The 14,418-nt window shown below is 34.7% G+C and carries 10 protein-coding genes and 1 tRNA gene; 7 read left to right on the top strand and 4 right to left on the bottom strand.

What is annotated here, in order from left to right:
* Nucleotides 1–14 precede the first annotated feature (14 nt).
* Entirely contained in the window at nt 15–446 is a 432-nt protein-coding gene (locus tag JJL45_RS04580) for a YybH family protein (protein WP_202664281.1), read from the bottom strand.
* A 233-nt stretch (nt 447–679) separates the two neighbouring features.
* On the opposite strand from JJL45_RS04580, the gene JJL45_RS04585 reads away from it, so the two are divergent.
* Nucleotides 680–958: a hypothetical protein gene (locus tag JJL45_RS04585; protein ID WP_068605248.1), complete on the top strand. Its 279-nt coding sequence runs from the start codon at nt 680–682 to the stop codon at nt 956–958.
* A 348-nt stretch (nt 959–1,306) separates the two neighbouring features.
* On the opposite strand, the gene JJL45_RS04590 is transcribed toward JJL45_RS04585, so the two are convergent.
* The gene (locus JJL45_RS04590; protein ID WP_202664282.1) at nt 1,307–2,695 is read right to left on the bottom strand and encodes a dipeptidase; all 1,389 of its coding nucleotides are present in this window, start codon (nt 2,693–2,695) and stop codon (nt 1,307–1,309) included.
* 102 nt (nt 2,696–2,797) lie between these two features.
* Between JJL45_RS04590 and JJL45_RS04595 the strand changes: the two genes are divergently transcribed.
* Nucleotides 2,798–2,879, top strand: a tRNA-Leu gene (locus JJL45_RS04595).
* A 225-nt stretch (nt 2,880–3,104) separates the two neighbouring features.
* On the opposite strand, the gene JJL45_RS04600 is transcribed toward JJL45_RS04595, so the two are convergent.
* Nucleotides 3,105–3,863, bottom strand: a complete 759-nt coding sequence (locus JJL45_RS04600) for a helix-turn-helix domain-containing protein (RefSeq protein WP_202664283.1) — start codon at nt 3,861–3,863, stop codon at nt 3,105–3,107.
* A gap of 247 nt (nt 3,864–4,110) precedes the next feature.
* Between JJL45_RS04600 and JJL45_RS04605 the strand changes: the two genes are divergently transcribed.
* The 5 genes from JJL45_RS04605 to JJL45_RS04625 all read left to right on the top strand — a co-directional run bounded on the left by JJL45_RS04605 (nt 4,111) and on the right by JJL45_RS04625 (nt 13,111).
* Nucleotides 4,111–4,506: a molecular chaperone Tir gene (locus JJL45_RS04605; protein ID WP_067147128.1), complete on the top strand. Its 396-nt coding sequence runs from the start codon at nt 4,111–4,113 to the stop codon at nt 4,504–4,506.
* 11 nt (nt 4,507–4,517) lie between these two features.
* Complete coding sequence (locus JJL45_RS04610) at nt 4,518–5,234, top strand: PspA/IM30 family protein (protein WP_202664284.1); 717 nt, start codon at nt 4,518–4,520, stop codon at nt 5,232–5,234.
* 2 nt (nt 5,235–5,236) lie between these two features.
* Nucleotides 5,237–5,947, top strand: a complete 711-nt coding sequence (locus JJL45_RS04615; RefSeq protein WP_202664285.1) for an OB-fold-containig protein — start codon at nt 5,237–5,239, stop codon at nt 5,945–5,947.
* Between the two features lie 14 nt (nt 5,948–5,961).
* Nucleotides 5,962–8,040 (top strand): flotillin family protein, encoded by a 2,079-nt coding sequence (locus JJL45_RS04620; protein ID WP_067147132.1) that lies wholly within the window; start codon nt 5,962–5,964, stop codon nt 8,038–8,040.
* 193 nt (nt 8,041–8,233) lie between these two features.
* Nucleotides 8,234–13,111, top strand: coding sequence for a DNA repair ATPase (locus JJL45_RS04625; protein WP_202664286.1), 4,878 nt, complete (start codon nt 8,234–8,236; stop codon nt 13,109–13,111).
* 285 nt (nt 13,112–13,396) lie between these two features.
* On the opposite strand, the gene JJL45_RS04630 is transcribed toward JJL45_RS04625, so the two are convergent.
* A complete protein-coding gene (locus JJL45_RS04630) occupies nt 13,397–14,089 on the bottom strand; it encodes a DUF2490 domain-containing protein (RefSeq protein ID WP_202664287.1) in 693 nt (230 codons plus the stop codon).
* Nucleotides 14,090–14,418: the final 329 nt, after the last annotated feature.

Consider the following 14,418-nt stretch of genomic DNA (forward strand, 5'->3'; position numbering starts at 1 on the left):
CTTAAAAAACCGTATTAAGTAGAAGTGTCCGCAATGATTTTCCATGCGCCATCAATTTTTTTGAAAACAAGCATAAAAATGCCATCGGCATTGCCTACATCACGTTTAATATGGTATTCTCCTAAAACATAGTAAGCATCGTTACTAATTTTTGTGATATCATTTATTTTAAAGCTTAATTTTCCTGTGTGAGCTTCGGTAGGATATGCTTTTAAATAACGTTCTAGGGTATTATCCCAACCCAAAGTAACCCCGTGCGGACCATAAAATTTTAAAGAATCGCTTTTCCAGTAACCTTCCATGTAGGATTCGATATCGTTGTTTGACCAAGCCAGTCTTTGTTTTTTTAAAACTTTTTCGATGGCTTTTTGGTCTGATGTCTCTGGCGACTGTGCAAAGCTGGTCATGGCGAAGAGTAAACAAAAAAATAGGGCTAGTTTTTTCATGAACTGAAATCTGAATGTTAAAAAGGAAACGTATAAGCTAATAGTAAATGTAATGAAATCTTGAAATTAACATGTCTCTTGTCGATAAAATATGCAGGTAGATGTTTTTTGTCTAGACTTAAAATCTATTGGTCGATAAAATAGTTTATGAATGATTTTGGTTTTTTAAATTTACTGAGCAACCCTATAATGGACTTCTTAATTTTTTAGTTTAACCATTTAAAACATTTAGTATGGATTTAGTAATTACCAGCTGTAATAACTTTTACAAAGTTAAAGGCCACTTAAACAAAAGTAATGTTGGCATTTTTATCAACGAGTTTGATAATATTTTTAATAATCTAGATAGTCTTACTATTAGTATTAAGGACGTTGAGAGTATGGATAAATACGGCGTGGAGGCTTTATCTAAACTTCATAATGAGTCTATAATGAAAAACAAACAGTTTTCAATTATTGGTTATGGTTGTAAAGAACTTTATGACCACTTTAAAACAGAAGTTGCTGCCTAGAGCATTCTTCATTTTCGTTTTATAAATTTAGAAGAGGCTGTATAAAAAGTTTTAGTTTTTTTATTAGTTTAAGTTTGTTGAAATCCGAGTTAAGGATTGTTTTTAAGATTATTCGATAAGCTCAAAATAACAAAGAGGCTGTAATTTTTATATAGCTTTTTTTTGTGTTTTATTCTGCTTAAATCTAGTAAAACGTTTCAAGTTGACTGTGTTAGCGATAGGCGTGGAAAGCTTTTGGCGAGGCGTGCATCGAGCCAAAACTTGTAACAGATAGCGCGACGCCCTTTGGCTTCCTAAAAAAGCTAAAGGGCGTAACACCATAACCGACTTTAGATCAAAAAAATAAGTTTATTTTGAAAGTTCGGTGAAATATTTATAGAATAAAGGGATGGTTTCTATGCCTTTTAGATAGTTCCAGATGCCGAAATGTTCGTTTGGCGAATGGATGGCATCGCTGTCTAAACCAAAGCCCATTAAAATGGTTTTACTTTTTAATTCTTGTTCGAAAAGTGACACAATTGGGATGCTGCCACCACTACGTTGCGGTATTGGTGTTTTTCCAAAGGCGTCGCGATAGGCGTTTGATGCGGCTTGGTAACCAATACTATCGATAGGCGTGACGTAACCTTGTCCGCCATGATGCGGGTTTACTTTAACTTTTACACCTTCGGGAGCGATGGCCTCAAAATGTGTTTGAAATAAATTCGTGATTTCCTTCCAGTCTTGATTTGGCACGAGGCGCATCGAGATTTTCGCATAGGCTTTGCTGGCGATAACGGTTTTTGCACCTTCGCCGGTATAACCTCCCCAGATACCATTAACATCTAAAGTTGGTCTTATGGAGTTTCTTTCGTTTGTAGTGTATCCTGCTTCGCCATAAACAGCATCAATATCTAAGGCCTTTTTATAGTTCTCTAAATTAAAAGGCGCCTTGGCCATTTCGGCACGTTCTTCTTTAGATAGTTCTTCCACACGATCGTAAAAACCTGGAATGGTAATGTGATTGTTTTCGTCGTGAAGTTGTGCAATCATTTTGGTTAACACGTTTATGGGGTTAGCCACGGCACCGCCGTACAATCCAGAATGTAAATCGCGATTAGGGCCCGTAACTTCAACTTCTACATAACTTAAACCACGTAATCCTGTGGTTATTGATGGCACGTCGTTAGCTATCATACCGGTGTCGGATATTAAAATAACGTCGTTTTTAAGCTTATCGTGGTTGTTTTTAACAAAATCTCCAAGGTTAACGCTACCAACTTCTTCTTCGCCTTCAATCATAAATTTTACATTGCAGGGTAGCTGGTTTGTGTTGGTCATAAATTCCATAGCCTTAACATGCATGTACATCTGACCTTTATCGTCGCAGGCACCTCGGGCGAAAATGGCGCCATCGGGATGCTTATCGGTGGTCTTGATTACGGGTTCAAACGGTGGGGAATCCCATAAATTGATAGGGTCTGGTGGTTGCACATCGTAATGTCCGTAAACCAAAACTGTAGGTAGATTTTTATCTATTGTTTTTTCGCCATAAACGATAGGATTGCCTGGGGTTTCATTAATTTCAACAAAATCGCAACCGGCTTGTTCTAAACGAAGCTTAACGGCTTCAGCGGTTTTTAAAACATCGGTTTTATAGGCAGAATCGGCGCTAATAGAAGGGATTTTGAGGAGTTCAACCAGTTCGTTTAAAAAACGGTCCTTGTTTTGGGTGATGTACGTTTGAATATCTTTCATGCTATTTTTTCTTAAGATTGTATCAAAAGTATAAAAAAGAAACTTTTTTTGGTGTTATAAAGTTTGCAATTTAAAAATCTTGTTTATATTTGCAGTCCTTTAGCGGGCGTGGTGGAATTGGTAGACACGCTAGACTTAGGATCTAGTGCCGCGAGGTGTGGGAGTTCGAGTCTCCCCGCCCGCACTAATAAAGGAAAAGCTGACTATTTTATAGTTGGCTTTTTTGTTTTTTATACTTTTTTTAAAGGGGTAGCTAGTAGTATCTGGTCTCTCTATCTTTTCTTCGCTTAATCTTTGTATTAACCAAATAGCTATAAATTGCTAAGGATAATTAAATTTTTAGTTACTAAATCTTATGTAGTATTTATTCTCATTTTTTAATATGGGAATTTCGATTTGAGTTTAGAGATTATAATGACGACTTTAATTTTTTAAATTCTTGCTCTAAAAAAGCGAGTTTATCTAAAACTTGACTGTTTTTTAAATCGGGAACTCTATTGTAAAAAACGGATTTGATTTCCCAAAGTTCCTTAATTTCAGAAAACTTTAATACGCTTTCATCTATACCAACATGATCAGCTCTAAGGATAAAGGAGTTGTTGCTAGGATATACTCGTTTAAGTAAAAGGGCTTCGGCGGTGAGGATTAAATACACGCTAGGTGTTGTGATTTTTTCAAAATTGATTTTTGCAACCCATTGTCCTATAACAATATCCTTTGGGAATAAGCCGTTGTTTTCAGAGCTCATTTCGAGGTTGTTTACTACATAGGCTCTTAATTTATTATTGTTGGTAATGGGTAGGCTTAAATAATTTAAGTCCTTTATGTAATTCGGATTGCTAGCATGGTTTATATAAGATTCTTGGTCCTCAGGATTGATGCAAGGTATAGTGGTAAGTTTATTTCTATTTGGTAATTCAAGATTATCTTCCAAATCGCCTTTAAATTTTAAAAGTTGATTTACTGTAAGCTCTTTGGTTAAGATGGTATCGATTGGAATGCTAAAATGATTAGCAATTTTTATAATGGTCTCAATTTTTGGTTCGCTTCGGCCTTCTTCATAAGCACCTAAAGTACCTCGTTTAAGGTCGAATATATCAGCAAAAGCTTGTTGACTTAGTGCTTTTACACTTCTTATCTTTCTAATATTTTTTCCGAATAAAGACATATTTTTGCTAATTTTATTTGCAAATTAAAAATATTTGTGTAATTTAGTCTAACAATATTAGCAAAATATAGTATGAATAGCTAATGTTTTTAGTTTAAATCTGTTCGAACGGATAATTTATTAAAGTTAAATAATTGAAGGTTGTTTGTGATTTGTAACAGGCTTATTGATATTCTTTAACTTAATCTTAATACTTTTTTGTATTATTAAACTCTTAAAATTTAAGTGCTAACCATAAAAACCAACTATGAAAAATCATTTCAATATAACGAGAGATTTTTTACTTGAATTAAATTTTAACATCACAAGAGAAAACCATGAAGATGGGCTCTTGGTAATTCAAAAGGAAAATTTTGGAATTAAAAATCTTATAATAGGTGTTGCTCCACCAATATTAATAATGGAGCAGTTTATTTTTAAGATTAATAATCAGTCTGAGAAAATTTTTAAAAGTCTTCTACAAAAAAATAGAGATATCGTTCACGGTGCCTTTGTTTTGGATGATTCTGGCGAAAAAGTAATCTACCGAGACACATTACAAATAGAGAATATGGATTTAAATGAGCTGGAAGGTTCGCTAAACTCCTTAAGCCTCTTAATGAGTGAATACTCAGATAAAATCATTGAATTTTCAAAATATTAAAACAAAACATTATGAACATTTTTAGAAGATTATTTAAGATAGGTGAAGCAGAAACCAATGCTGCAATTGATAAAATGGAAGATCCCATTAAAATGACCGAGCAGGGCATAAGAGATATGAAATTGGATTTAGAAAAAAGTCTTGAGGCCTTAGCTCAGGTTAAAGCATTAGCTATTAGAGCTACGAACGAGCAGGAAGAATTTCAGAATAAAGTAGACGATTATCAAAATAAAGCCATTATTCTTTTAAAGAAAGCGCAGTCTAATGAAATAGATCCGACTGAAGCAGACAGGCTTGCTAAAGCGGCTTTAGTTGAAAAAGAAACGGCAGAGCAACAGGTAACTAGAGCTAAGGAAGAAACGACAAAATTTGAAAATAATGTAGCGCTGATGCAAAAAAACATTCAAACCATTAAAGCTAATATTGCGAATTGGGAGAATGAATTGAAAACCTTAAAAGCGCGTGTTAAAGTGAGCAATGCTACTAAAAACTTAAATAAACAAATGGCTGAGCTTGATAGCACAGGAACCGTGTCTATGCTTGAGCGTATGAAAGAAAAAGTGGCGCAAGAAGAAGCTTTAGCGGAAGCTTATGGCGATATTGCTAATGCATCAAAATCGATAGATGAAGAACTTGATAACGCAGCAGATACCTCTAAAGTTAAAGCTGATAGTGAGCTAGAAAAGCTTAAGGCGCAATTAGGAATGGGAACTTCTAAAGACGATTAATCTTGGAAGAGCTTATTAATATTCTTTTTTCTGAAGTCAATCTAATACTTAGCATTTTACTTATTATCCTCATTTTATATTGGATAATGACCATGGTAAGTGGTTTAGATTTTGATCCTGATTTCGATATTGATGTAGATGTTGATGCGGAAATTGATGCCGACTCGGGGATCGAAGGAGGTAACTTAGATTTTGAAGATATTTCGAATACCGAAGTAAATCAAGAGGATGTTGTTGGTAAAAGACGAAAGCCTTTAAAATGGTGGCAAATAGTATTGATATTTTTCAATTTTGTGGGGCTGCCATTTATGTTCACTTTTACTTTTTGGATTTTTATTTGGTGGTTTATAACTGTTATCACAACAGCTTTAACGCATACTTATGATAATTATTTAGGATTTGCAATAATGTTGATAGCTATCTTGCCAGCTTTAATTGTTACTAAAATTCTAACAAATCCTTTTAAAAGTTTCTTTAAACATCTAAACAAGGATGGTGATGCTCCCATAGACTATTTAGGCAGAAAAGCTACATTACTATCGTCAATTTCCCAGGACAAAATGGGTAATGCAGAGGTTAGTGTAAATGGTGATACCATGTCTATTTACGTGAAATCACTAGACGGCGAACCGCTTGTTTATGGTGCAACAATACTTATTATTAAAAGATCGGCCGATCGCAATTATTACCTAGTACAATCTTATAACGACTAATTAATCAAATTAAAATGGAATCAATTTTACCAATTATTGGAATTGGAATAGGCGTTTTACTATTCCTAATCATCGTTTATTTCGCGATAATCGCGATGTTTTACAAAAAAATACCGCAAGGACAAGCGCTCATTAGAACAGGGTTTGGTGGAACAAAAGTAGCGACCGACAAAGGTTTGTATACCGTTCCTGTTTTTCATAAAACAGAAATTATGGATATTTCGGTTAAGAAAATCCAAATTGAAAGACTGGCTCATGAAGGTCTTATTTGTAAAGACAACATGCGTGCAGATATCAAAGTGGCCTTTTTTGTTCGTGTTAATAATGATATTGAATACATCAAAAAAGTAGCGCAAACTATAGGGGTGGATCGTGCTTCGAAAATAGCAACTTTAGAAGATCTTTTTGAGGCTAAGTTTTCTGAAGCCTTGAAAACGGTAGGTAAGAAATTCGACTTTATCGAGCTCTATGAAGCTCGAAGAGAGTTTCGTGATGAAATTGTAAACATTATTGGTACCGACCTTAACGGGTATACTTTAGAAGACTGTGCCATCGACTTTTTAGAGCAAACTTCTGTAAAAGAATTAAAGGCTGATAATATTCTAGATGCTGAAGGTATTAAGAAAATCACCGAGCTTACTGCAGTTCAAAACATGAAAGCGAACCTGATTAAACGCGATGAAGAAAAAACAATCAGAAAGCAGGATGTGGAAGCTAGAGAAGCCATCTTAGAGCTAGATAAACAATTAGCCGAAAAAGAAGAGAAGCAAAAACGTGAGATTGCAAATATTAAAGCTAGAGAAGATGCTGAAACTTTAAAAGTTAATGAAGAAGAGCGATTAAAATCTGAAAGTGCTCGAATTGCTACTGAAGAAAAGGTTAAAGTTGCTGAAGAAAATATGCAACGTCAAGTAATCGTAGCGCTTAAAAATAAAGAACGTACTGAAGCTGTAGAAACTGAAAGAGTTGAAAAAGATAGGTTATTAGAGGCTACAGAGCGTGAGCGCGTTGTCACTCTTGCTCAAATTGAAAAAGAGAAAGTGGTTGAAGTTGAGAAAAAGAATATTCAAGATGTTATTAGAGATCGTGTGATGCTTGAAAAAGGTGTTGTTGAAGAGCAAGAAAACATGAAAGATATTCAAGCATTTAAAACAGCAGATAGAGATAAGCAAGTTAAAATTACAACTGCTGAAGGACTTGCTCAAGAAGATTTAATTAGAACAACTATAGCAGCCGAAGCTCAAAAAGAAGCGGCTAAACAAAAGGCTGAAGAGATTAATATTGAGGCATTGGCGCATAAAGAAGCTAGCCAGAAACAAGCTGAAGCGCGTAAAATATTAGCCGAAGCTCAAGCTAAAGAGGAAGCTACTGTTGGAATGTCTGAAGCTCAGGTGATGCATGCTAAAGCCGATGCTAATGAGCGTCAAGGATTAGTTGAAGCAACCATTATTGAGAAAAAAGCGAAAGCCGAAGCTGCTGGTATAGAAGCGAAAGCTGAAGCGAAACGTAAAGAAGGTATTGCGGAAGCCGATGTGATTAAAGAAAAAGCCATTGCCGATGCTTCTGGAATTGAAGAAAAAGCAGCAGCAATGAAAAAACTTGATGGTGTAGGTAAAGATCACGAAGAGTTTAAACTACGTCTTAATAAAGACCTTCAAATTGATTTAGCTAATATTAATATTCAAAAGGAGATTGCCGATGCACAAGCTCAAGTGATAGGGGATGCCTTAAAAGCTGCTAAAATTGATATTGTTGGTGGTGAAACCATGTTCTTCGATCAAATTGTCGGACAAATTACTAGAGGAAAAGGTTTTGATCGCTTAGTGCAAAACTCTAATAATATTCAAGAGGTTAAAACGGCTATTCTTGGTAGTGATGATGTAAAGGGAAATCTCTTAGAAAAAGTGAAGGATTTTGCTGTGAAATATAATGTTTCCACCGAAGATCTTAAGAATATTAGCGTAGCTAGTTTAATTGCAGATTTGAAAATGAAATCTAACGATAAGGAGGAGCATACCATGCTTGGAAATCTGTTAAACCTGGCTAAAGGTTTGGGCATTTCTGATAGTACCATTCCAAAGTTGAGAAAATAAAAGTAGAGGCTTTCTAAAAAGGCGATAATATTTGATTTGTCAGGTTGAGCTTATCGAAACCGATATTGATTGTTAATCAGTAAAACTATTTCGATAGGCTCAATAAGACAACTATATGCTCTTCAGCTTGCCTCAATTTTTAAAATTTAAAACGCTCAAACTAATTATAATTTAAAGTTTAGGACAGGATATAATGACAAAGGACCCTATAAAGGAAGCACATGCTCAAAAACTTGATGTTGGAACTTACGAGGTTATTCAAAACCGACTTCAAAAGCAAAAAACAGAATTACAGCAACGTCTTAAAAAACTTAACGAAGGTAGAAAGGTTGTTTTTGGATCCCTAGAAACAAAACTGATCACCAACGATCGTATTAATACAGAAAATAACTGTATTGCTAGAGATATAGTGTCTCTTGGAAACACTTGTTTGTTTGGTTATAATGTGCACTTTGGCTTACGAACAGATATTGCTTTAAATGATGTGTTGAGCATTTATCAATTTAAAGAAAATAGTTTCGAAGCTGTTTCTTTAGAGCTTCTTGAAGATGAGGTTTTTAAATTAGATTTCGAAAATCTCTTTAAATACTACCGCAATACTATTTTTTCAAAGTTCGCCATCATAGGGAATTACCTCTATATGGTTTTTCAGTTAAGTGATAGCGTTACAGATATTAAAACCTTTAAATGGTTAATAAAAGATGGTAGTCTTCAGTATATCGATAATCGAAGTGAACATGAGTACAAATTGCCATCACAACATGAATTTAATTGGCAGGACGTATCGCGAGATATGCATAGACACGGTGTACATGCCCATGTTTCAATCTTAGATCGAGTATTTGTAGAAACTATTGGAGGCGATTTAACTATTAAAGTTGAAGATAATACCGAAGATGGTAAAGGGATTTATTCTGAAGAAGTAAAATATAGAGACCAAACCCTAGATGATGCGCAGTATCGCTATGCAAATTTAGGCAACCTCATTGTTTTAGATGTAAAGCCATTTCAGGAAAGTTCGAGGTATTTTGTTTATAACCATAAACTGAAAGAAGTTCAGAAAATTGAAAGTATCAAGGATGCTTGTGTTTTACTTCCAGACGATCATGGCATTATTTTTCCTACAGGGTATTACCTTCAAACGGGCGAGTACCATATTTTCGATAACAGTATTTCCCATGTAAAATTTCAAGAAAAGGTAGCATCCCCAAATGGTGAAGATTATCTCTATGTGTTTTATTCTGCCGAAAACGGACTCTATAATTTAATGAGTTACAACGTGATTTCGCAAGAGATTCAAACACCCATAATTTGTAATGGATTTACCATTTTAGAAGATGGCGAGTTATGTTATTTCAGAAATGAAAATGAACAAACTAAACATCATGTTATTCAAATTTGGCAAACGCCTTACATGAAAAGCGATTTTATGCCTTCTGCGCATGAAGATAACTTGCTTTATAAAATTGGGAATAAAGATATTGTAAAGGCGATGGCCGAAGTAAATGGTCTTGTAAATCTTCTAAATAAAGCAGACGATTACGAGGGTTTGTATATTGATTTGGCTAAACAATCTAAGGATATTCTCGATGCTTATTATTGGTTAAAAGAAGCAGAAACCCAGCAATTAAACGAGCCTTTAAAAGAAATTAATCAAGCTGCAAATGCTGCCATTGATGAGTTTCAAAAAGTCTTGCAGTTAAAGAAAAATGCAGAACAACAAACTGCAGCGCTTGGTGAAAAGGCCGAGCTTTTATTTAATAAAATTAAAAGTACGGGGTTTAGAAGTATAAATGACTTTGTTAGTTTCCTTACGCAGTTAAGGGGTTTAAGAGGGGAGTCTATAAGTTTAAAGGAGGTGCGTTATGTTGATGAAAATTATATAGATGCGCTAGAAACGCAAATAGCCGAGCAAACCTCACGAATTTCAGAGCGTTGTGCTACCTTCCTTTTAGATGATAAAGCTTTAAAACCTTATGAAGATGAGGTTAAACTGAATGAAAAAGCTTTAGCGACCATTAAAAAAGTTGTAGATGCTAAAAATTTAGAGGAAAAGGTAAATGTAATATCTAAGGACCTCGAACTGCTTATCGACATTGTGTCGAATTTAGAAATTGAAGACACCTCACATTCTACCGGTATTATTAATAATATCTCATTAATATTTTCAACCATTAATCAGTTAAAAGCTGAAATTAAAAATAAGAGGAAATCTCTCGGGAGTGAAGAAGCTCAAGCCAGTTTTGCTGCACAGCTAAAGCTTATTGATCAGAGTATTATCAATTACCTTGATATTGCCGATGTGCCTGAGAAATGTGATGATTTTCAAACAAGAATTACCATTCAGCTGGAGGAGTTGGAAGGCAAGTACGCCGATTTCGACACCTTTATTAACTTGATTATCGAGAAAAGAGAAGAGGTATATAATGCCTTTCAGGCCCGTAAAAATAGTCTGGTTGAAAAGCGTAATAAACGGACTTTTGTTTTGCAAACTTCAGCAGAGCGTATTTTAAAAGGGATTCGTAAAAAGGCCGAATCGTTTTCGGAAGTTGCAGATATTAATGGCTATTTCGCCTCCGATATTTTGGTGAATAAAACCAGAGATATCGCCCAGCAGCTTCAAGACATGGATGATAGCGGTAAAGCGGAGGAAATTTTGTCTCTATTAAAATCTGCTCGTGAAGATACCTTGCGAAAACTTAAAGATAAAAAGGAACTGTATGAAGATGGGGATAATGTTATACGTTTAGGGAAGCACAAGTTTGGTGTTAATAATCAGGAATTAGATTTAACCATACTTTTTGCCGATGGCGGATTGAAGTACCACTTAACAGGAACCGATTTTTATCAAAAAATAGAAAATGAAACCCTTTTAGAGTCTGAAGAATTCTGGGATCAGGATTATATTTCTGAAAATAAAGACATCTATCGAGGGGCTTATTTGGCGTATAAAGTTTTTCAAAATAATAAAGCTTTAGTTCTAGAAAGTACCGAAGAAAACCTTTTAAACATCGTTCAAGAAGTAAGTAGTAAAGATTACTCGGAAGGTTATGTGAAAGGCGTTCATGATTTAGATGCGGTAAAGATTTTGTCTACGCTAGTTCAAAAACATAAAGCATTGGATCTTTTAAGATTTCATCCCGAAATTAGATCTTGTGCACAATATTTTTGGTATTTCACAGATAAGGAAAATCAGAAATACCTTGATGAAACTATAAAAGCTTCAGGAGAAGTGATTCAGTTTTTTCCAGCAACCCAAGAGTACGAATTCATATTAAGAAAACTTCAAAAGAGTATCTTTAAAATGGGAGAGACTTTGGGTATTTACGATGCGTCACTTTCCGCGGAAGCGGCAAAATACCTTTTTGATGAACTTCAAAACGACCATAGTTTTCAAAAGAGTGGTATTGCCATTCAAATAAAAGAAGCCTTTCTTAATAAATTAAAAGAAGAAAAAGCCGATCTTAAATTTAGGACAAGCATTGATAAATTAGAGTCTAACGAAGCAAAAGTGGCTTTAATTAGGCAGTGGGTTAAAGCCTTTTTAAGTAGTCAGCAAGATGAAGCGATTGGATTGAAGCTAAAATATGTTAACGAAGTAGTATGCCTCATTTTGTTTGAAGATGAAGCAGTCTTGAATACAAAATTTGTGTCTCCTTCGGAAAACATTGAAGGTTTGGCAGGCGAACATGAGACTATTCAAAATGGAGCATTCCATTTTAATTACCACGATTTTATAGCTGCGCATTCCAATTATTTTGAAGAAAAGGTTCCTGCTTACAATGCCTTTAGAAAGGCCAAGCATGAAGTGACCGTGCAGTTGAAAGAAGATTTAAAATTGGAAGAATTTAAACCGGGTATTCTGAGTTCCTTTGTAAGGAATAAGTTGATAGATCAGGTTTATTTTCCGCTTTTTGGTGATAATTTGGCGAAACAGTTGGGGGCTTTAGGTGACCAGAAAAGGACAGATAGAATGGGTTTATTACTGCTTATTTCTCCGCCCGGGTATGGTAAAACAACCCTTATGGAGTATATAGCAAATAGGCTTGGTCTTGTTTTTATGAAGATTAACGGTCCTGCTATAGGGCACGAGGTGACATCGGTTGATCCGTCGGCGGCAACGAATTCTGCAACTCGCGAAGAGCTAAAGAAATTAAACTTAGCCTTTGAAATGGGGAATAATGTGATGTTGTATCTTGACGATATTCAGCATTGTAATCCTGAGTTTTTACAGAAATTTATATCCTTATCTGATGGAACTCGAAAAATAGAAGGGGTTTACAACGGGAAATCCAGAACCTATGATCTTCGAGGAAAAAAATTCTGTGTCATCATGGCTGGGAACCCTTATACAGAAAGTGGTGAAAAATTTAGAATCCCTGATATGTTAGCTAATAGAGCCGATATTTATAACCTCGGGGATATTATAGGTGATACGGCGCATTTATTTAAGTTGAGTCTTATTGAAAACTCATTGACTTCTAACCCTATAATGCATCAATTAAGTAGCAAGAATTTTGATGATGTGTATCAATTACTCGATCGTATAGAGAACGGTAATCAAGAAGCGCAACTAACAGGTAATTATACCAGTCAAGAGGTTCAGGAATATGTTTCTGTTTTAGAAAAAATCATTCAAATTAGAGACACGGTTCTACAAGTTAATGCGAATTACATTAAAAGTGCTGCCATGGAGGATGAATATCGAACAGAGCCTTCTTTTAAACTTCAAGGTTCGTATCGTGATATGAATAAAATGGTTTCTAAAGTGGTGCCTGTTATGAATAATGAGGAATTAAAAACCTTAGTACTTACACATTATGAAAGCGAATCTCAAACGCTTACTTCCTCCGCGGAAGCGAATTTATTAAAGTTTAAAGAGCTCGTAGCACAATTAACAGATGTAGAACAAAAACGTTGGGCTGCTATAAAAGAAACGTTTCAAAAAAATAATAAACTTAAAGGTTTTGGGGATAAAAACGAAATGGCCCAGCTGCTTTCACAAATGATGCAATTTTCAGAAAACCTAGAAGGAATAAAGGAGGTGCTTCAAAGCGGATTGCAAAAATAGGACGTATCTCCCCGCCCGCACTAATAAAGGAAAAGCTGACTATTTTATAGTTGGCTTTTTTGTTTTTATGATGTTGATTTCATCAAGGTTAAGGGCAGATTCTGTTTTTATTATGGATTGTTTTAATGAGATTCTTATGGGAAAATTAAAAGAAGGAAGCAATTCATCACAATTTTAAATTCTGAAAATATTGTTTGTGAACAAACGGTCTTTTAAATGGAAGAGATTAGTGAAGGGGCTTTTGTTTATTCTACCACGTTTTTTCGGAGGATCGGTTAATACTCATTAAAAAGTCTTTATCACTTTAATTCTAAAAATAATATCATTTGTTTTATATAGCCCGCCGATATTCTGTTCGGTGTAATGGTAGGCTAACATGCCTTGTATTTTAAAGGTTTTATCGAATTGATAACCTGCGCCAGGAGTAATACGAATCACATCGCTAAATTGGGAGAGCTCTACAATATTAAAGAAAAACTCTACTCCCATAGGGAAGTAAAATCCGCGTTCTTCTTGAAATAGAAATCCTTGTAATCCAATATTAGCCATAATTTGATAGCGTAAACGTAAACCAAAATGGTTGCTAGGCTCTTGTTTTGTAATTAAAAAGCGTTCTTCTAAACGAAAATAATTAGTGAGATGTATACGTTGGGTGATATAAAAGCCAAGGCTGTAGCCTTGAAAAGGTCTAATTTCTAATGAATTATATCCCGATTTATTGTTGAAATAAAATAAACCTAGTCCGCCAATATAAGACTCAGTACGTTTTAAATTTTTAAATATAAATGGGCTAAATTGTTTCTCATAGCCAGCTCTTGCAATGTATCTATCCCAGCTATTTGAGTTTACTGTACGATAACCAATATCTGTTTTAAGGGAAACACTATCCTTTAACGTCCAGGTAGGGTTTAAAGACAGCCATAATTGTTGTGTAAAAGAATTGTCATCTTCAAGGGGTTCGTCTTGGGCATAGCTCATGTAGCTTAAGCAAAAAATAAAGCTATACAAGCAACGAATAAATATCGATTTAGATATGTTTTTATGAACAGGATTAAAACAATGCATGCATTTCAATGACTAGGGTAAGGTTATCGTAAAAATAAAGGATTTTTTTTACACTATGAAAGTAAATGTATAAAGGAAAGTAGTAAAGTTATCTGAATTTAATAGGTTTAAGTAGAGTCTTGTCGTCTATTTCCGGCATAAGGTAACTCCGTGTTATTTTATGGTAAAATACAGTTATTGGGCTTTGGGTTAAGTGGTTAGATTTGGAATATCTAAATTAATAACAACTAAACTTTAGTATT

It is taken from the genome of Tamlana sp. s12, assembly GCF_016767215.1.
In the GTDB taxonomy this organism is placed as follows: Bacteria; Bacteroidota; Bacteroidia; order Flavobacteriales; family Flavobacteriaceae; genus Pseudotamlana; species Pseudotamlana agarivorans.